Below are 19,081 nucleotides of genomic sequence, written 5' to 3' on the forward strand. Positions count from 1 at the left end.
TATCTGTTCTAGGTTCGGTATGATGATAAAGTCTAAGTGCCTCACAGTTGGAGTTATCTATGGCTCGTTATACTGGTTTTTTTATCGTTGCAGTTCCCATCGACCGTCTCCGTCAGTCTCTGATTGAAATTTTAGAGTCATGCAATCTTGATATTATCTACAATACAGGAGATTCGCTGATGGCCCGCGAACTTCCGGGTCAAGTTTCGATTCCGAAACTGGTCACCGCCGAAGTTCTAATCGAGAAAAACGCGGCTAGTGACTCAGAGGTTCGTATGAACTTCGTGATCAAAAATGAGGAATTGCCCTTGCAAACCAATAACCACTGCCGTCAAATGTTCGAGCTTGTCAGTCGTTCCGTCATGAAAAATAATAACTGGCGGCTTTTGGAGAGTATGGCACTGTAGCCATAAATAATTAGTCATAAGTCATCAGCGATCGGTCATTAGTTCCTAGCTAATGGCCAATCGCTGATGACTTTTATTTGGAAGGCATACATTTAAGCTCGAAACTTCTGCCGCAGCAGCAAAGAATTGGTAACAACGCTAACAGAACTAAATGCCATAAATGCGCCGGCTGCCGCAGGACTGAGTAAAATTCCAGTTGCAGGCAGCAAGAGACCGGCTGCAACAGGAATTCCCAGAATATTGTAAGCAAAAGCCCAGAATAAATTTTGGCGAATCTTATTAAAAGTAACGCGACCAAGGTCGATCGACTCAACAACATCCATCAAAGCATTTCGCATCAGCACAATTTGAGCTGTCTCAACCGCTACATCTGTGCCGCAGTGCAAACCGATACCGACATCTGCTTGAGCCAAAGCCGGCGCATCATTGATACCATCGCCGACTACAGCCACTTTACAGCCTTGGGCTTGCAAACTGGCGATCGCCCTGGCTTTTCCATCCGGCCGCACTTCAGCGAAAACATCAGCCTCCCCCAAACCTAGCTGCTGCGACACCACAGCCGCCGCCGATGCAGTATCACCAGTCAGCATGATCACCCGCAATCCCATATCCCGCAGGCGATCGACCGCCGCCTTAGCATCCGGTCTCAGACTATCTTTTAGCCCGATTACCCCCAGCAAAACGCCCCCAGAAGCCACGTAAACCGCCGTTTTGCCTGCCAAAGAATCCAAAAGTTTCGCAGCCACAGCGACGCCCTGCTGGCTCATCCACTCGACATTCCCCGCGAACACCCGCCGGCCTTCCACCAGAGCAGAAACCCCAAATCCCGGTTCCGTGTAGAAATCCTCAGCAGGTAGCAGCGGCAAACGTTGCTGTTGAGATTCCAGCAAAATCGCGGCGGCGATCGGATGACAAGCGCCTCTTTCCACCGCCGCGGCAATTTGCAGCAGTTTTGAATCAATTGTGGAACAGGCATCTTGCTTGTTGCCAGAAATATCATCAATTGCAGACATTGTAGAAATTGTGGAACAGGCATCTTGCCTGTTACCAGAAACATCATCAATTGCAGACATTGTAGAAATTGTGGAACAGGCATCTTGCCTGTTACCAGAAACATCATCAATTGCAGACATTGTAGAAATTGTGGAACAGGCATCTTGCTTGTTGCCAGAAACATCATCAATTGTGGATATTGTGGAACAGGAATCTTGGCTGTTTCCCACATTAATATCTGAGTTCAAATCCAACTCATAATTCACAAAAATCGGCAAATAATCAGTGAGTGTGAGATTTCCAGTTGTGAGAGTCCCAGTTTTGTCAAAAACCACCGTATCTAATTGATGTACCCGTTCCAAAACATCACCACCGCGAATTAACAACCCGCGCTCCGCCCCGATGCCAGAACCGACTAAAATTGCAGTTGGGGTAGCCAGTCCCAAAGCGCAAGGACAAGCGATGACTAAAACTGCGATCGCTAATTTCAAACTTAACAGCAAAGAAGATTGATAATGGGTAATGGGTAATTGGTAATCGGTAATTGATAATTGATTTCCCATGCCCAATGCCCCATGCCCCATGCCCATTGCCCCGTGATTCATATCCATTACCCCTTGTCCTAAAAGCACAGAAGGCCAAATATGAGTTCCAGCAAAATACCAAAATAAGAAAGTTAAAGCCGATATCGCCATCACGCCATAGACAAAATATCCGGCGACAGTATCTGCTAAATGTTGAATCGGCGCTTTGCGAGTTTGGGCAGCTTGCACCAAAGCCACCATTTGAGCTACAGTTGTTTCTTGACCTGTGCGAGTTGCCCGCATCACAACTGCCCCGGATTTATTGATAGTTCCGGCCGCGACTGTATCTCCTGGTTGCTTCAAAACTGGGATAGATTCGCCAGTCAGCATCGACTCATCTACGGTGGTTTTTCCCTCGCAGATTTCGCCGTCTACGGGAAATTTTTCCCCCGGTAAAACTTGCAACCATTCTCCGACTCGGACGCGATCGGCTGGAATTTCAATGTATTGTGGATTGTAGACCGCAGATGTCGAGTTTGGCGGCAATTCTGGCGAGGCAAAATCTAAAAGTGGGAGTTTAAAATCAACTAAGCGGGCTGTCGCCGGTTGTAGTGCGATTAAAGCTTGCAAAGCAGATGCAGCGCGCCGTTTGGCTTGTTGTTCGAGAGTTTTGCCCAACAAAATAAAGCCCAGCAGCATCACGGGTTCGTCAAAAAAGCACTCCCATCCCATGCGTGGAAACAGCAGCGCCGCATTGCTAGCCGTGTAAGCTGTGACTGCGCCTAAAGCTACCAAAGTGTTCATGTTTGGTGCGTTGCGCCACAAACTGCGGCAGCCGTCAACGATAATCGGGCGGCCCGGTAGCAGCAATGCGAGGGTGGCGAGTCCCCAGTGAAACCAAATGTTGCTGAGAATTGGGGCTTTTGTGCCGAGTACGTGACCTAAACCGGATAGAATAATTAGGATCAGGGCGATCGACAATTGATTGATTTGCTGTCGAATTTCTTGCCGCCGCCGTTCAATTACTGCCGCTTCCGCTTCGCGCTGATTTCCACCTAAGCGAGACAGAGAGGGAAATCCGTTATCAGTCAACTTTTTGGCTAAAACCTCTGCATCGACAGCCCCCGGTTGACACTCAATCGTTGCGACTTCTACGGCTAAGTTAACGCAAGCGGAAAGGACACCTGAATGCTGCATGAGTTGGCGTTCAACTGATGCAGCGCAACCCGCACATTTCATTCCGCTGACATCGAAAGTAACAATTTCTGGCGGGGGGGATTCTTTAATTGGGATGATTTCGGTTTGATTTTCGGGGATTGTTTTGGGGAGAAATTGCATTGTTTTTCTTGGTATTGATTAGAATATTTCGATGAGAAGAGAAAGTGTTTGATGCACGGCTTAGATAAATGTCTATATTGTTATCATAGATAAAATATCTGGCATCTTCCGAAAGTGTTAGTTTTTTTTAATTCTTATCGCAGTTTTGAACAGAAAATGGGCGGTTGAAACCGCGTCTACACAGACAAAACCGGCCTTCGTGGGTTGAAGATTAGACGGCGGTTGAAACCGCGTCTACACAGACAAAACCGGCCTTCGTGGGTTGAAGATTAGACGGCGGTTGAAACCGCGTCTACACAGACAAAACCCGCCTGCGCGGGTTGAAGATTAGACGGCGGTTGAAACCGCGTCTACACAGACAAAACCCGCCTTCGCGGGTTGAAGATTGGACGGTTATTGTCTTCAGTCCGCGGAGGCGGACATCGTTTGTGTAGACGCGGTTTCAACCGCCGTCTTATATTAGTTAGTATCGAACTTTTATCTGACGAATTTAGCTATGACAGAATCACAAAAATTTTATATTGTCAAACGTCCTGCTGGTAATTGCGAGATTTTGCCGTTGGCGGAGCCCTCGCAGACGATCGCCCAAATAGAACAAAACCCCACTATTATAGAACAGTGGGGCCCTTACAATTCTGCTGAAGATGCGATCGCCCGACGCATCGGTTTAATTCGGGCTGGTAAATGTCAACCGCAATAAACGAACGAAAGAAGGACTAAAGTCCTCACTACAAACCAGGTTCGTAGTGAGGACTTTAGTCCTTCTTTGCTGAAGTTTTTGTAACTAAAAACTACTTAGATTTAGCAGGTGCCGCACTCGGTTTAGCCTGCGTCGCAGTCGGTTTGGGAGGCGCAGCCTGCGGTTTCGCCTGGGCGTTACTATCTCCTGTTTTACCAGTAATTTTATTAGTCAAAACTTGCAAAGCTTTCGCGTACTGCGGATCGGCCGTCGTAGCAATTTTATCGCGATCGCGCCGCAACTCTTGTTTTTGAGCGTCAGTGAGTTCAACCTGAAAATCCGGTTTAATTCCCATGTGATTGATATCAGTACCGTTGGGAGTAAAATACTTGGCAATTGTCACCGCCAAACCGGCGCCATTTCCGACACCACGTACCGACTGAACCAAACCCTTACCAAACGTTTTAGTTCCCACCAAAACCGCGCGCTTGTTGTCTTGCAAAGCGCCGGATAGAATCTCGCTAGCACTTGCTGAACCGCCGTCTACGAGTACAACTAAAGGTTTGTCAGTGATCTCTCCTTTGTTTGCGGTTTGTCGATCGGCCTCACCGACGCGATCGACCGTAGAGACGATCGTACCTTCTTTGAGCCACATCCGAGCAATTTCAATACTGCCGTAGAGCAAACCGCCGGGATTGGAACGCAAGTCTAAGATATAGCCTGCCACCTTTTTCTGTTCCAAATCCTTAATTGCCGACTTCATTTCCGAAGCAGCATTCGCGCTAAACTGATTTAAGCGAATATAGCCGATTTCGCCGATCGGGCTTTTCTGCACCGACTTCCGCACCGGATGAATTTCAATTTTAGCGCGTTTCAGCTTAAAATCTATTTCCTTATTGCCCCGCAAAACAGTCAGAGTCACCTCAGTATTAGCCTGGCCGCGAATCAAACTTACTGCTTGATTCGTATCCATACCTTCGGTAGTTTTGCCATCAATCTTAGTAATGATATCTTTAGCTAGAATACCAGCAGTAAAAGCAGGAGTATCCTCAATCGGAGAAATCACCACCAACTTCTTAGTTTTCTCATCTTGAGTCAACTGAATCCCAACTCCTGTCAATTCCCCAGAAGTTTCAACCTGCATATTTTTGAACTCTTCAGGGTTCATAAACCGGGTATAAGGATCGTCCAGCTTCTTCAGCATTTCGCGAATTGCTTTATAAGCTTCCTCATCGCTAGTATAAGTCCGGTTCAAATAATCATTCCGCACCGCTTTCCAGTCAACCTGGTTAAAAGTGCCATCAACATAACTTTTGTCAATAATCTGCCAAACTTCATCAACCAATTCTTTAGGACTTCCCCTAAAAGAAGCCAGAGATTTAGAACTGCAACCAGTGTTGGCAAGAGTTACAGCAGTGAGAATCACCGCTGCTGCACTTAGAACGAGGCCTCGTTTTGTTATAACCATTTGTCTGACGCGCCGGAGGAAAAAACTTCAGAATAATCACGCCCAATCTAACACAGGCAAGCCTTGGTCGGATTTTGGATACATATTTATTCAACTTTGCCTAGTTTTGTTCCCAATGCAGAGGTTGTCACAGGCGAATGCGGGCGATGGATTAGCTAATGCTTAAAATCCTTTGTCTGCTGTGTATCCGAGGCTAGATCCCCCTAAATCCCCCTTAAGAAGGGGGACTTTGAATACTCTTGTCCCCCCCTTCTTAAGGGGGAGTAGGGGGCAAGCTAAGGGGGGATCTGGTCTCGGATCGAAGCGAGATTTTGCAACGGTTTCAGGCAATTGTTCACACCAATGGCTTCTACCAGGCCCCAAACCTCAAAACTAAATCCAGCAAAGCTTACTCAGGTTCAAACCAGCGATCGTCCGACTTAATCAAATTAATCAATTCTGCCACACCTTCCGACTCAGGAACCTTCTTAATTTCATCCCGGCCGCGGTACAGAGAAATAAAACCCGGTTGCTTCCCGACATAACCATAATCAGCATCAGCCATTTCTCCCGGCCCATTGACAATACAGCCCATAACTGCTATATCCAAACCCGTGAGATGCTTCGTCGCCTCCCTCACTTGATGCAACACTTCCTCCAAATTAAACAAAGTGCGGCCGCAGGAAGGACAAGCCACATACTCAACCATAGTTTTCCGCAATCCCAAAGCTTGCAGAATGCTGTAGCAGACAGGAATCTCCTTTTCCGGCGCCTCAGTCAGCGAGACGCGGATAGTATCGCCGATACCGTCAGCCAACAGCGGCGCGATACCAGCCGTCGATTTAATCCGGCCGTATTCGCCATCGCCAGCTTCCGTAACGCCCAAATGCAGCGGGTAATCCATGCCGAGTTCGTCCATCCGGTGCGCCATCAAGCGGTAAGCAGCCACCATCACCGGCGCGCGGGAAGCTTTCAGGGAAATCACGATATTGCGGAAGTCCAGGGACTCACAAATTTTGATAAATTCCAGCGCCGACTCCACCATACCTTCCGGGGTGTCGCCGTAGGTAAACAGCATCCGTTCCGCGAGGGAACCGTGATTAACGCCGATTCGCAAAGCTTTACCTTGATCTCGCAGGGAAATCACCAGAGGTTCGAGGGTTTCGCGGATTTTTTCGCCAATTTCGGCAAATTCCGAGTCAGTGTATTCGCTTCTGTCGGCTTTCGGCTTCTCAAAAACGTAAAGCCCCGGATTGATTCTCACTTTGTCTACGTGTTTGGCGACTTCCAGCGCAATTTTCATCCCGTTGTGGTGGACATCCGCAACCAGGGGCACAGCTTGGTAGGTTTCGTGCAATTTTTGCTTAATTTCGGCTAAAGCTTTGGCGTGGGCCATGCTGGGCACGGTAACGCGGACGATTTCGCAGCCTATCTCGTGCAATCGCCGAATTCCTGCGACCGATCCGTCGATGTCGAGGGTGTCTTCGTTAATCATCGATTGTACGACGACTGGGTTGCCTCCGCCGATCGTGATGCTGCCAACTTTGACCGGACGGGTTTTGCGGCGTTTGATGCTGGTGTCGAAGATTGGTTGAGGGTTTGGGGTTTTAGTTGGATTGGGCAGAGTTTGCATAGTTGGTTGCTAGTGTTTTGTAATTAAGTCTATAAAAATTGTGTCTGCTGTTTTTTAGGTTGCCATAGAAATGACCTGTTTGGGTAAAGAGGTTTCTCGAATTAAAAGCCAAGCATCACTGGGAAGGCGAACTGAGTTCGGCGCGTGGAACTAAACCCAACCTACAAAATACAGTTAAGATACAGGCTAGGCCGAGATAAACATTGATATGGGTTGGCGGTGAGGGGAATGGTTTGGACACCGGGACAGAAGTTAAATGGCGATCGGTATATTATTGACCGTAAGTTAGGTGAGGGTGGCTTTGGGGCCACGTACCTAGCGAAGAAAGCGCAAAACCGACAGCGGGTTGTCATCAAAACGCTGAAAGACGACTTATTGAGCGATCGAAATTTTGGCTGGTATCGGGACAAATTCCGGGATGAGGCGCTGCTGCTATCTTTGTGCAAACATCCCAATATTGTGCAAATAGACAACTATTTCATTGATGGTGATTTGCCCTGTATTGCGATGGAATATGTTGCCGGGGAAGATTTGTGGAAATGTGTGGGGAAGCGCGGAATTCTGTGGGAAACCGAAGCTTTAAACTACATCCGCAAAGTGGCAGAAGCCGTAATAGTAGTTCACGAAAAAGGTTTGCTGCATCGGGATATCAAGCCACAAAACATTATGGTACGCGACAATTTTGATGCAGTTTTGATTGACTTTGGTTTGGCGCGGGGTTTTATTCCAGATTGTACTCAGCAAATGACTATTGGATTAACACACGGTTTTGCCCCTCCCGAACAGTACGGGGAAATGGGTAGATTTGGTGAGTACACAGATGTTTATGCTCTGGCGGCAACGCTATACTATCTGCTAACGAAAACACCACCAACTGCTGCATTTATGAGGGCTTTAAATCATCCTTTAAAGCCTCCATTTCAGATCAATCCTAATATTAGCGATGCGGTGCATCGGGCAATTCTTAAAGGGATGGAAATGGATGAGACAAAGCGTCCTCAGTCGGTGGAAAAATGGTTGGCTATGCTTCCCCAATCCCCCGGCAATCGGGGGCAAAGAGGGGGTGTTTCGCCAACGATTCCTAGCCCGCAGCCAGCGCCACAACCTGTAAAATTGATTTCAGCAAAAGGAGTTGATTATCGTCAACTCGATCGGCTGTTGGCTAGCGGAAAATGGCAAGAGGCGGATGGGGAAACGGCAATAAAAATGCTGGAAGTAGCGGGGAGAACAAAGGATGGCTGGCTGAGGGGTGAAGATATCGATCGATTTCCCTGTGAAGATTTACGCACCATTGACCAACTTTGGGTAAAGTACAGTAACGGACGTTTCGGCTTTTCGGTGCAAAAACGCATCTATGAAAGTCTGGGGGGAACCAGGGAATATGATGGTAAAATTTGGGAAGCTTTTGGCGATCGGGTAGGTTGGCGTGTGAATAGTAGTAAATGGTTGCACTATAATGATCTAAAATTCAACACCAAAGCACCTATAGGACACCTCCCGTGTGTGAAGGGAAAGTTAACTGATGGGGTGGTTGGTGGGGGGCTTGTTGTGGGGCGTTCTCTTCTCTCGCGTCGAGACTTGTAGACTGTAACATCTAAGCGTTTCAGAACTTTGTTAACTGCGGATAGATTAAAGCCACTCGAATAAAATGATAGAAAAAGGTGCAAAAAGTGGCAGACCCTTCAATCCCTCGAAAGCTGGTGGAAACATTCTCAACTTATCTTATCAAAATGTTAAAATTACTGATAAAGGCGTTGCCTTAGTTGAAGCTCATGTTCGCAGATTTAATCCTGTTGGTGAAGCTGAGCTAAGAATGGTTGAAAGGTTAAGAGGTATCACCACCCAAACCCTTGTAGCTGAGCCTGTTGATTTACGCTTTTATACTCACGAGTTACGCGAGTATCTCAGGTATAAAAAGCTTGGCTACCCAACTGGACAACCCGCTGACCCGGATGAGGCTTATGAACTTTGGAACAATGCTCACACAGCTACTCTTGAAGATTATAAATTAAAAGAAGGATTCGGCGTTTTATTTCATCCGAGCGTAAGCGTAGAGGAATTTTGATGAAAAACCTAACTCAATTAACCCAGCTTGAATTAGTGCTGCTGGAATTAGTAGCTAAAAGTCAAGGAAAGTGGAGTTGGTACGAACTCGCGAATGCACTTTCCCGTCGAGATGTACCGCGAGAACCTGACATGATGGTTGTCTTAAAAAAACTGGCTGCTGATGGCTTGGTTAAACGATATGTAGAAACAAATTCGCCTCGCGACAGATGGGAATTGACGCCAAAAGGGTTTATGGTGTTGGCACACCCAAAAGCAGATAGTCAAAGCAGAATTAGAATTTATTTAATTCCCCTCCGGAAAGCAGAAAGCTATTCTTTTGCTTATGTGGCCCGAGGTACCCAGATGCCTAGCAACAGGAACAACAATCGAGATTTAATTCCCCTCCGGAAATCAGAAAGCAATTCTTCTGATTATTTTACCAGAGTTCCCCCGATCCCTAGGGACAGGAACAACTCTCGAGGAAGTCGAACACCAAATTAAAGCAGCCATAGTTTTTCATTTAGAAGAGTTGCGTCAATCTGGTTCGTCTATTCCTGAAGCCAGGACTTTATGCAAATATGTTGAGGTTTAACTTAGAAACCAGATTTGTAGTTTGCATTAACAATCAAGACTATCAAGCATCATTGGAAGTACGAAAAATCTACCAAATAATACCGGATAATCGCGCTGCGGAACATCAATTTATCCGAGTTATTGATGAATCCGGCGAAGATTATTTGTATCCAGTCGCGTATTTCGTGCCGATAGAATTGCCGAAAGCCGTAGCAGCAGTATTTGCCTAGGAGAAATTAACAATGCTATCAGTAGAAAAATGCCCGATTTGCAGCGGTGAAATAGTTATCAAAGAAGTCGATAAACTTTTACGGGGTGGCAATCATACTGCTATCTTAAAAGTATCCGCTGAAGTTTGCATAAGCTGTGGAGAACGGTTGTATTCTGTGGAAACAGTTAGGAAGTTTGCTAAAATTAGACAGCAATTGCAGCGAGAAGAGACTCAAGAATTTCAAGCGATGGGGCAATCTTTTCGAGTTGGGTAAGTCACACTCGTAGGGTGTGTCGCCTCGAAAAATCCCCAACAAAAATCGACTATCTCATAGCGACGCACCTTACAAAATACTCGAGGAAACAAATTGTGTTATGATAAATAAACCTGAGTGTTAAAATCGCAAATGTATGACAGCCAAAATACACATCAGCAAATTAGGTAACTCCTTGGCTTTACCAATACCAGACTACATAGTAAAGTTTCTCAATCTTAAAGCCGAAGATTCAGTAATTTGCAGCATAGAAAATGGGAAACTGGTCATAGAGCCTGTAAATAATAAAATATCCAAATATACCCTAGATGAATTATTGGCAGGCGAAATAGAATCTAGCGAAGAAGTCTCTTGGGGAAAACCAGAAGGAGAAGAAGTTTGGTAAACTATATCCCCCAATGAGGTCATTTTATTCGCCTCAATTTTGACCCTCAAGCAGGACACGAACAAATGGGGACTAGACCTGCGCTGGTTGTGAGTCAAACTAAATTTAACATAAAAATGGGGTTCGATCGCCATGACATACAAAATCGCAGTGAATTAGGGTGCGTCAGGTAGGGAGATTTTCGCCATAAACTCACAATCTCAAAACTGACGCACCACGGAATAAATGGTGCGTCAGAATTAGATTTTCGATGATGATTGAGAATTACTAAACTGACGCACCCTACTGCTTTTCGCGTTGGGTAAGTCGTAGGGTGCGTCGCCTCGAAAAATCCTCAACAAAAACCGACTATCTCATAGCGACGCACCTTACAAAATACTCGATCAAACAAATGTTGGCGCAGTTAAATCTTCAAAATATTTGACTTTCCCCCGCATATCCTTAAATAATTCTTCAGTTGAAAGAGTTTTTTCATACGGAGAAATTCTCACAACAGGTTTAGTTCCATCCATTACTACAATTTCTTCGCCTTCAATCTCGACAAGTTGCAATAATTCTAGTAATTGAGCTATTAATTGACTTTTATCAACGGTTTTCATAGGGCAATGATTGGTGTTGTGCTAAAACTAAATTATATCTTGTAGGGTGCGTCAGCTAGGGAGATTGTCGCTACAAACTCACAATTTTAAAACTGACGCACGCCCGGAATAAATGGTGCGTCAGAATGAGATTTTCGGTAATGATTGAGAATTATCACACTGACGCACCCTACGACTATTAATTTATCCGAATATGAAGTTTAACTTAGAAAGCAAATTTGTAGTCTGCATTAACAATCTAGATTATCAAGCATCCTTGGAAGTGCGAAAAATATATCGAATCATACCAGATAATCGGTCTGCTGAACATCAATTTGTCCGAGTTATTGATGAATCCGGCGAAGATTATTTGTATCCAGTCGCGTATTTTGTGCCGAGATAATTTACGAACTAATACCAATTATCAAAAATATTGCTACTACCGAAATGATTGTATCTCATCTGTAGGGAAACGGCACTGCCGTGTCCGGCGGGGAGTTCTGTTGATGACAGATATTTTATCTATAATCAATGATTGTAGCAAGTATTTTGAAAACTGGTATAGTTTTATTGCGATCGCACGCACGCGCGCGAGTTCAAACACTATTTTCCTGTCCAGGATTCGGGTTTAAGTTTCGGCTGTCAACATATTGAATTGCGAAGTATCTATGCGGTTTGCTTGATACAAAGTTTGAGCGATTTCGGAAAGCGCTAGCACGGAATGCGCGCGATAACCGTTGGCTTGCAATTTATCTTTGACTCCTTGTTCGTGGTCGATTAATACTACGATATCTTCCACGTTTAACCCGGCAGATTTTAGCTTGGCGGCACCTTCCATCACGCTTTTGCCGCTAATCAAAATATCATCGACTACTACAATCGTTTCTCCGGCCTGAAAATGCCCTTCTATTAACTTACCCGCGCCGTAGGTTTTCACCTCCTTGCGCGGGAAAATCATCGGGCGTTCCATCCGCAATGCTAAGCCGGTTGCTGTTGGTAAAGAACCGTAGGGAATTCCCGCAATGCGATCGAATTTTAAGTCTTTGAGAATGTCTGCATAGGCGCTGACAATTTGATGGAAGATTTGCGGGGTTGAGATGATTTTTCGCAAGTCGATGTAATATGGAAATACGGCGCCGGATGCTTGTACGTGGTCGCCAAATACTACGCAGCCAATGTCATAAAGTTGTAAGATTAAGTCGCGGTTGGGTTCCGGTTTCAAAAAGCAAACATCCGGTAGCCACAATTCGCAAGTCGGACTTCCTTCGATCGCACGCAACCTCTCTTTGTTAATATTATCGCGCAATTTCTCAATTTCTCGGCGAGGTTCTGGTCGCGCTAATAACCTTGGGGGCAGTGGCAGCAATAAACCCTCACCATTCTTGCTTAAACCCGCCGCCAGCAGTTGTGCGAGGTCGTTTTCTTCTGTCAGGTCATTTTCGGCGGCGATGTCTCCTTCGACTAAAATCAGCCGTTCGGGAGCCAATTGGCGGATGCGTGCCAACATATCTGGCATTACTCCTACTTCCAAACCGAGTTTTTCGGGAGTTCCCCAAGTTTGCGAGAGTCGGACTAATTGCAAGTACAAAGGGTTTTCTGCTGTCGGATATTCCTGCAATGCGGCGGCTGACGGGTTGGCTGTGGCACAAAGCACAAAAACTGTTTTTCCGGGATATAATAAAAATGGCGCTACTTCGTCGAATCCGGCATAGGGACTGAGAGTAATCGCGTCAAATTGCCAGTCTTGAAATACGGTTTTCGCAAACAAGGCGCTGCTGTTGAAATCGCTGTGTTTCGCATCTAAAATTACTGGCAGATGCTGGGGAATAATTGTTAATATTTGTTGCAGCAGTTGCCAGCCGGGGATGCCGAGAGATTGGTAAAAACCGAGGGTGATTTTGCAAGCACAGATTAAATCGGCTGTTTGGTCGATCGCACTTTTAAGCCTTTTCAACAAATCAGTTACAAAAATTTGAGTTTCCTCAACAGTCATCGAAACCAGCGCGGGTAAGGTTTCTGGGTCTGGATCTAGGGCTAAATACAGCAGGCTTTGATTGCTTTCTACCGCAGCTAAGAGTCGGTCAAAAAAGTTAGTTTTATTGCTCATATTTGGTGAGGGAGATCAAGGGGAATTACCCACTTGTATCTGAAAGAGGGATTGGTATGGTGCCGGAATCAATCGAGGGCCGTTGAAGTTTAAATTAAGAATCTTTTCTAATTGTAGAAGGTAAAGACCATGAAATCTGTAACTTTGGGAGCAGTTTCATTCGGAATGATATTCGGGTTAGCTACATCGGTGATTGCGGCGAACCCCCAGCAAATTAACCAGTTGCGACAAACTAACCAATGTCCGGGATGCGATTTGAGAAGCATTCCCCTTCAGCAAACGAGTTTAGCAAATGCCGATTTGAGAGGCGCAGATTTGAGAGGTTCAAATCTCAGGGAAGCTAATTTATCTGGAGCAAATTTGAGCGGGGCTTTTCTCGGTGGGGCTTCTTTGCGGCAAGCTAATTTAGCAGGTGCTGATTTGACTGAGGCCAATTTAATCGGGGCAGATTTGACCGGGGCAAATTTGAATAATGCTAAGCTGAAAGGGGCTACTTGGGTTGACGGTACTATTAAATAAGCTGTACTGTATTATTGACTTTTTGTGTGCTGCTCGGAGCATCGCCCACAAAAATTTCAATAAAATAAGCGTACAAGTTAAATGCGCGACAACTGAAGATTAGTCGTTAAAGCAATGCCCGTCTTAGAATGTGGATAGTAATGAATGCTAAATTCGATCGACTTTTCAACCTGGGATGAGTTGCTACAACGCTACGTTGACGCTAGGGGGCGCGTGGATTACCGGCGCTGGAAAGCTGAAGGAGCGGATGTTTTGAGCAATTGGCTGGGAACTTTGGCGGATGTCGATTTGGCTGCTGTTACCGATGCGGATGCGCGGCTGGCGCTGTGGCTGAATGCGTACAATGCGATCGCAATTTCCCAAGTTCTCGAAGTATACCCGATCGCGTCCATCCGTCCCAAAGTTTTGGGAATTCCCAACTGGCTAGCTTTTTTGGATTTCTTCACCCGTTCCAACTCGATTATTGGTGGTAAAAAGTATAGCCTCAATCAAATCGAACACGCAATTTTGCGTCCAGAATTTGCCGAACCGCGCATCCATTTTGCCTTAGTTTGTGCTTCCGTCGGGTGCCCGCTGCTGCGCCGCGGCGCTTATTTCCCCGAATCTGTGCGGACTCAACTGGAGGCGGAAGCGAGTAGTTTTATCAACAATCCCGATAAGGTGCGCTACGATGCTGGGAAAAAGACGCTTTATTTGAGCAAGATTTTTCAGTGGTACGCCGAGGATTTTGTCAAGGCGGCGGGTTCCGTTGTTGGGTATGCGGGCGGTTATTTGGGGCCGTCGCGGGCTGTTAGCGATGAATGGGCGATCGTTTTTTTGCCCTATGATTGGAATTTAAATCAAGTTTAGAGTCACCGCAGATGTAAAGCGGATAAACACAGATAAACGCAGATAATTTCCAGAGAGTTTTCCCGCTCTTTAAATTATAGGCATCATCTGTAGGGAAACGGCATTGCCGTGTCCGACTTGTTTGAAAATTACTATCAACCAATAATAGACTGGGATTGCAAAAATCGAAAACAATCTTACTTTAAAAAAATATCTGCGTTTATCTGTGTTTATCTGTCTGATACCATTTTTCTAAAGATGTAATAGAGATAAACGATCGTTGGACATTGTAATTATCTCCTTGATCTTTGCATAAAACTATATCATAAGTTAAAAAAAATGGTATAAGGTTCGTAGTGTGGACTTTAGTCCGCTCTTATTGCGGACTAAAGTCCACACTACGAACCATTTTTGTTATGGTCATACCATTTTTTAAAGATATGGTGGAGATACAGGACAATTGGGCTTTGTAATTATTTACTTTACCTTTTCATGAAAGTTTATCATAACTTAAAAAAAATGGTATGACATCTGCGGTGACTCTATCAATCAAAAATTTAGCCTATTCAAGTCTAACACCCTAAAACACTCCTGTGCAAGTTCAGCAGGTGTCCCAACATCCACGGACAATCGACCGACAAGTGACATTATGATAACAATCACAGTTAAAACACTCTGGAATATTCAACATGATTTCAGACAAATTTCGGCGCGAGTTGCGCGCAGAAGCCAAACTCTGGGAAGCAGAAGGACTTATCGACTCTTCCCTTTACCAACAACTTTCGGAACGCTATCAATTTTACACCATCGAAACATCTTCTCGAAATCAATTTTTGAGCATTCTCATCGGTTTGGGTAGCATACTTCTGGGAATAGGAGTTATCACTTTTGTAGCAGCCAACTGGCAAGTTTGGTCGCGCGAAATTAGAGTCGCAATGCTGCTGAGCGTTTTTGTCGCAGTCAATGCGGCGGGGTTTTATTTGTGGCGCATTCCACCATCCCAAAACAAAAACTTAAATCAAAGTATTTTACCTCTAACAAAAGGGCGAAACCAACTTCTCGGTGAAGGATTGTTGCTGTTAGGAGCTTTGATTTTAGGAGCAAATATGGCTTTGATGGCGCAAATGTTCCACATCGGCGGTTCTGCTTTTGGGCTTTTCCTAGTTTGGGGAATCGGCGTGTTGGGAATGGCTTACAGTTTGCGGTTGACTTCGTTGGGCGTTTTATCGGCACTTTTAATCGGTTTTGGCTATTGGCTGGCTGTGTTAGATTGGTCTTCTCAAGTTGAGTTTTCTTGGTTGCAGGTTTTGGTGCGCCAAATGCCAATTGCTGCGAGTTTGATGTTTGTGCCGATCGCCTATTGGTGTCGATCGCGTGTTATTTTTGTGATCGGTGCGATCGCGATAATTTTTTCATTACAAGTTTCAATTGCCCAAGGAGCCGATGGCGGCTGGGGCGCAGCAATATTTTGTGCCCTACCGCCCGCTTTGCTGTGGGGATATGACGATGTGATGTGGCCGAAAGTACACAGCAGGCTGTTTCAACCTACCGCCCGCAGTTTAGCATTGTTGTACTTTGCCGGTTTGTTTTACTTTCTGTCTTTCCACTGGTTTTGGCAAGATTCGCCGACACCTAGGGAAACCGGGCCTGATTGGGTTTTGTTGGCAAATACGGCGGTTTTGGGTGCTTTAGCGGTGTTTGAGTGGCTGCATTTGGGACGTTTGGAACTGCGGCGTCGCACGCGAAAACCAGGGGATTTGACCTCAGGTGCGATCGCATTTTTCATCCTCGCGGCCGCCTTCATACCGTTTTTTCACCTGACTTTTACTCCTCTTCCTGTATTAGCAACTTTTCTGTTTAATGTTTTATCATTTCTGCTCGCAGTCGGCTTAGTCCGAGAAGGTTTAGCTTTAGGAAACCGCCAGAGCTTTTGGGGAGGAATGGTATTAATAACGTTGCAAATTATCAGTCGCTTGTTTGAATACAATACAGAACTATTGCTCAAATCCTTTGTATTTGTCTTGTGCGGAATTGGCGTAATTGCAGCAGGTATATGGTTCGAGCGACACTTCGCTAAAATTAACGACAATTAGGGTTATCGCAAGCATCCACCCTTGTTGATCTCTCTCGCGAGCGAAGACAGCACTCGAAAAATCATGATTCCAATCAGAAGCTAAACGATCTCATTCTGCGAATCAATCATCCATTCCCAATTCCCCATTCCCAATCATCCATTCCCAATTCCCAATCATCCATTCCCAATCATCCATTCCCAATTCCCAATTCCCCATGCCCCATGCCCCATGCCCCACCCTTCGACTTCGCTCAGGGCGAGATGCCCCATGCCCAATCATTATTAATATGAAGACCGAAAACCCAGAAACAACCAATACTTTAATTCAGCCTCCATCCTTCACCCTTCCCGCTGCTTTTAAATGTCTTCCCGCGTGGCGGCTGTGGATTCCATTGATTCTACAAATTGGACTGATTGCCGCAGTTCCCGCCCAAGCAGTTTACACTTTTATTACTGGTAAAACAGTTGTCCTGCAAACTGCACCAGTAGACCCTTACGACTTTTTGCGCGGATATTACCAAGTTTTGAGCTATGATATTTCCGATCGCACAAATCTCGAAAAGCTCCCCGGCTGGAAAGATTTACCTGCCGACAAAACAGCTTGTCTGCCAGGAAAAGTTTGCACACAAAAAACGCATTATGTCAAGCAAAACACCAGTTTTTATGTAATCTTAGAATCTCCCAAAAATCTAGATAAGCCAGGCCGCCCCCAAGCTTGGAAACCCACCCGCGTCAGCCTGGAAAATCCCGCAAATTTGCCCGCCAATCAAATCGCAATTCAAGGCAAATATAACGGTTCGCGGATGGAATACGGCTTAGAAACTTATTATATGCCGGAGCACGAGCGGGAAAAAGTCAATCAGGAGATTAGCGAAGCTCAACGGAAGCAGCGGCAGTCTTTTGTCGTAGAAGTAAAGGTTGACAAAACAGGCCATGCTGTGCCTGTGAGTTTGTGGGTGCGCGATCGCAATTATCGATTTTAGCCGGTTTCGCCGCCCGGTCGTTAAGCATAGGTCTCCTGAGTTGGAATCGACACAGCGACCGGGATTTGGGTATTTTTGCTTAGAAATCGGTGGGTAGCGGGGGAGTCGCTCACAGGTCAAATCTGGTGAACTCAACATATCTCGGACAATATCGGTTACAATTGGCGATCGGATTTGAATTCGATTGCCGACAAGTCAAAAGAATCCATTAAGATATATAAGGACTTGCATAAATCTTGCGAATTCAAGGTTGCAAGTTCAGACTCTACTGGAGCTTCTCATGTTAGCCGAGCTAATCTCTTCCAGACCCATACTCAAAGCCCAACTCCTCGACTTCTTAGGACTTCCCGACAATTGCCAAGATCGAACAGATAGCATCGTCAGCACAATTGTATCAGTGCTCGAAGTAAATGCAGCCGAACAAGAAAGATTTTGGGAGACTTTCAAAAGTGAATTAGCCGTCGATCCGGTAGAATTAGAAAAAATGCTCAAGTGTTCGGCAGCAGAACGCCAGCAGTGGATCGAACAAGGCAAGCTCCCCATCTTAGAATACCGCTCTTTTCGTAAATCTGGAATTCATTTAGAATATCCCGTTCACGACAGAAGATTCATCTTAAGTCTGACACCAACAGACATTGATAACTGGCGCAAAGAACCCAAAGGGCTGATTAAAAATAATCATCCCAGAGCCGACTCAATCAATACTGAAAACTCAGAGCAAAACGAACAATCGCGATTAGCTTTTAGTGCAGCGTGGGAAAAAATTATTGCAGACTGGAAAGAACAAGGCTCGGCAGAAATTTCAGCAACTTTCCAGTTAGCTTACTGGACAGTCTGGGCCTCGCGGTGGGCAAAAGAACATCAGATTAACAGCTTTAAAGCAATTAATAGTAACGAAATATACGACGAAACTCACCAACAAAAATGGTACGCTCGCAAAAATCAAGCAGTCAAGTTACTGATTGAGATGCCCTATGCGATGCTTTACTTTTACCGTCCTCCCGACGCTGACAAATTATATCTCGAACTGTGCGATGACCACCAGGACATGATGAAAGATGACTACTATTGGGACAAGTGGGATTTTTTCTATCAGAACCGGAAGCTGGTAAATAAGTGCCGCGAATGCGTGTACAGCGAAACCAAAGATTATTATTCGCTTTACTACCTCGAAATCAAAAGTGACAAGTTTCCCGATTTTAGTTTTTCTTACCACACGCCGTACACGATCGGCAGAAAATTTTTGCCGCATCCCGAAACGATTCCTGCTGTAGACCACGTAGAACAAGACGGCATTTTTCGTTTTGGTCGCCCGCTGCTGGAACAAGAGAAAGTTATTCACACAGAAAAGGATGTATTGCTTAAGTTTGAAGCGGCTTTGATTGAAGCGAAAAAGTTTGTTTAGTCATTGGTCATTTGTCATTAGTCATTAGTCATTGGTCATTTGTCATCTCGCCCGAAGAGCGAAGTCGAAGGGTGGTC

Annotated in this window: 21 protein-coding genes; 16 read left to right on the forward strand and 5 right to left on the reverse strand. The window is 45.4% G+C overall.

Translation table 11 applies throughout. The features are described 5' to 3' along the window. Positions 1 to 59: 59 nt before the first annotated feature. Entirely contained in the window at positions 60 to 407 is a 348-nt protein-coding gene (locus QZW47_RS02700; RefSeq protein WP_293123495.1) for a hypothetical protein, read from the forward strand. A 92-nt stretch (positions 408 to 499) separates the two neighbouring features. On the opposite strand, the gene QZW47_RS02705 is transcribed toward QZW47_RS02700, so the two are convergent. Beyond that, entirely contained in the window at positions 500 to 3,262 is a 2,763-nt protein-coding gene (locus QZW47_RS02705; protein ID WP_293123498.1) for a cation-translocating P-type ATPase, read from the reverse strand. A 496-nt stretch (positions 3,263 to 3,758) separates the two neighbouring features. Between QZW47_RS02705 and QZW47_RS02710 the strand changes: the two genes are divergently transcribed. Then, positions 3,759 to 3,962 (forward strand): DDE transposase family protein, encoded by a 204-nt coding sequence (locus QZW47_RS02710; protein ID WP_293123501.1) that lies wholly within the window; start codon positions 3,759 to 3,761, stop codon positions 3,960 to 3,962. A 91-nt stretch (positions 3,963 to 4,053) separates the two neighbouring features. On the opposite strand, the gene ctpC is transcribed toward QZW47_RS02710, so the two are convergent. Further along, positions 4,054 to 5,409: a carboxyl-terminal processing protease CtpC gene (gene ctpC, locus QZW47_RS02715; protein WP_293123504.1), complete on the reverse strand. Its 1,356-nt coding sequence runs from the start codon at positions 5,407 to 5,409 to the stop codon at positions 4,054 to 4,056. A 388-nt stretch (positions 5,410 to 5,797) separates the two neighbouring features. Next, positions 5,798 to 7,021, reverse strand: coding sequence for a (E)-4-hydroxy-3-methylbut-2-enyl-diphosphate synthase (gene ispG, locus QZW47_RS02720; protein ID WP_293123507.1), 1,224 nt, complete (start codon positions 7,019 to 7,021; stop codon positions 5,798 to 5,800). A 228-nt stretch (positions 7,022 to 7,249) separates the two neighbouring features. Between ispG and QZW47_RS02725 the strand changes: the two genes are divergently transcribed. The 8 genes from QZW47_RS02725 to QZW47_RS02760 all read left to right on the forward strand — a co-directional run bounded on the left by QZW47_RS02725 (position 7,250) and on the right by QZW47_RS02760 (position 10,683). Beyond that, positions 7,250 to 8,605, forward strand: a complete 1,356-nt coding sequence (locus tag QZW47_RS02725; protein WP_293123510.1) for a serine/threonine-protein kinase — start codon at positions 7,250 to 7,252, stop codon at positions 8,603 to 8,605. A 64-nt stretch (positions 8,606 to 8,669) separates the two neighbouring features. Continuing rightward, positions 8,670 to 9,086 carry a hypothetical protein gene (locus tag QZW47_RS02730; protein ID WP_293123513.1) on the forward strand — a complete coding sequence of 139 codons (417 nt, stop codon included), beginning with the start codon at positions 8,670 to 8,672 and terminating at the stop codon, positions 9,084 to 9,086. Further along, positions 9,086 to 9,568: a hypothetical protein gene (locus tag QZW47_RS02735; RefSeq protein ID WP_293123516.1), complete on the forward strand. Its 483-nt coding sequence runs from the start codon at positions 9,086 to 9,088 to the stop codon at positions 9,566 to 9,568. The genes QZW47_RS02730 and QZW47_RS02735 overlap by 1 nt, the downstream gene beginning before the upstream one ends. Further along, on the forward strand, positions 9,501 to 9,659 hold the full coding sequence (locus QZW47_RS02740; RefSeq protein ID WP_293124386.1) for a type II toxin-antitoxin system HicB family antitoxin: 159 nt from the start codon (positions 9,501 to 9,503) through the stop codon (positions 9,657 to 9,659). Before QZW47_RS02735 ends, QZW47_RS02740 begins: the two co-directional genes overlap by 68 nt. After that, positions 9,646 to 9,870, forward strand: a complete 225-nt coding sequence (locus tag QZW47_RS02745; protein WP_293123519.1) for a hypothetical protein — start codon at positions 9,646 to 9,648, stop codon at positions 9,868 to 9,870. Before QZW47_RS02740 ends, QZW47_RS02745 begins: the two co-directional genes overlap by 14 nt. 12 nt (positions 9,871 to 9,882) lie before the next feature. Continuing rightward, complete coding sequence (locus tag QZW47_RS02750) at positions 9,883 to 10,125, forward strand: YgiT-type zinc finger protein (RefSeq protein ID WP_293123522.1); 243 nt, start codon at positions 9,883 to 9,885, stop codon at positions 10,123 to 10,125. 136 nt (positions 10,126 to 10,261) lie between these two features. Next, complete coding sequence (locus tag QZW47_RS02755) at positions 10,262 to 10,510, forward strand: SpoVT/AbrB domain-containing protein (protein ID WP_015174616.1); 249 nt, start codon at positions 10,262 to 10,264, stop codon at positions 10,508 to 10,510. A gap of 26 nt (positions 10,511 to 10,536) precedes the next feature. Beyond that, the gene (locus QZW47_RS02760) at positions 10,537 to 10,683 is read left to right on the forward strand and encodes a type II toxin-antitoxin system PemK/MazF family toxin (RefSeq protein ID WP_293124388.1); all 147 of its coding nucleotides are present in this window, start codon (positions 10,537 to 10,539) and stop codon (positions 10,681 to 10,683) included. Positions 10,684 to 10,893: 210 nt separating this feature from the next. Here the strand turns inward: QZW47_RS02760 and QZW47_RS02765 are convergent, their stop codons facing one another. Beyond that, positions 10,894 to 11,109: a prevent-host-death protein gene (locus tag QZW47_RS02765; protein WP_293123529.1), complete on the reverse strand. Its 216-nt coding sequence runs from the start codon at positions 11,107 to 11,109 to the stop codon at positions 10,894 to 10,896. A gap of 193 nt (positions 11,110 to 11,302) precedes the next feature. Here QZW47_RS02765 and QZW47_RS02770 point away from each other — a divergent pair, with 193 nt between their 5' ends. Then, entirely contained in the window at positions 11,303 to 11,491 is a 189-nt protein-coding gene (locus QZW47_RS02770) for a hypothetical protein (RefSeq protein WP_293123532.1), read from the forward strand. Between the two features lie 225 nt (positions 11,492 to 11,716). Here QZW47_RS02770 and QZW47_RS02775 read toward each other — a convergent pair whose 3' ends face one another. Continuing rightward, on the reverse strand, positions 11,717 to 13,195 hold the full coding sequence (locus QZW47_RS02775; RefSeq protein ID WP_293123535.1) for a bifunctional orotidine-5'-phosphate decarboxylase/orotate phosphoribosyltransferase: 1,479 nt from the start codon (positions 13,193 to 13,195) through the stop codon (positions 11,717 to 11,719). A gap of 129 nt (positions 13,196 to 13,324) precedes the next feature. Here QZW47_RS02775 and QZW47_RS02780 point away from each other — a divergent pair, with 129 nt between their 5' ends. From QZW47_RS02780 to QZW47_RS02800, 5 genes are all read left to right on the forward strand, one after another. Continuing rightward, complete coding sequence (locus QZW47_RS02780; RefSeq protein ID WP_293123538.1) at positions 13,325 to 13,714, forward strand: pentapeptide repeat-containing protein; 390 nt, start codon at positions 13,325 to 13,327, stop codon at positions 13,712 to 13,714. Positions 13,715 to 13,858: 144 nt separating this feature from the next. Beyond that, positions 13,859 to 14,563: a DUF547 domain-containing protein gene (locus tag QZW47_RS02785; protein WP_293123541.1), complete on the forward strand. Its 705-nt coding sequence runs from the start codon at positions 13,859 to 13,861 to the stop codon at positions 14,561 to 14,563. A gap of 668 nt (positions 14,564 to 15,231) precedes the next feature. Next, the gene (locus QZW47_RS02790) at positions 15,232 to 16,635 is read left to right on the forward strand and encodes a DUF2157 domain-containing protein (RefSeq protein WP_293123545.1); all 1,404 of its coding nucleotides are present in this window, start codon (positions 15,232 to 15,234) and stop codon (positions 16,633 to 16,635) included. Positions 16,636 to 16,903: 268 nt separating this feature from the next. Next, positions 16,904 to 17,599, forward strand: a complete 696-nt coding sequence (locus QZW47_RS02795) for a GDYXXLXY domain-containing protein (RefSeq protein WP_293123548.1) — start codon at positions 16,904 to 16,906, stop codon at positions 17,597 to 17,599. Between the two features lie 280 nt (positions 17,600 to 17,879). After that, positions 17,880 to 19,004: a hypothetical protein gene (locus QZW47_RS02800; RefSeq protein ID WP_293123551.1), complete on the forward strand. Its 1,125-nt coding sequence runs from the start codon at positions 17,880 to 17,882 to the stop codon at positions 19,002 to 19,004. The last annotated feature ends 77 nt before the right edge of the window (positions 19,005 to 19,081 follow it).

Origin of the sequence: Microcoleus sp. bin38.metabat.b11b12b14.051, from assembly GCF_013299165.1 — a bacterium.
GTDB lineage: Bacteria > Cyanobacteriota > Cyanobacteriia > Cyanobacteriales > Microcoleaceae > Microcoleus.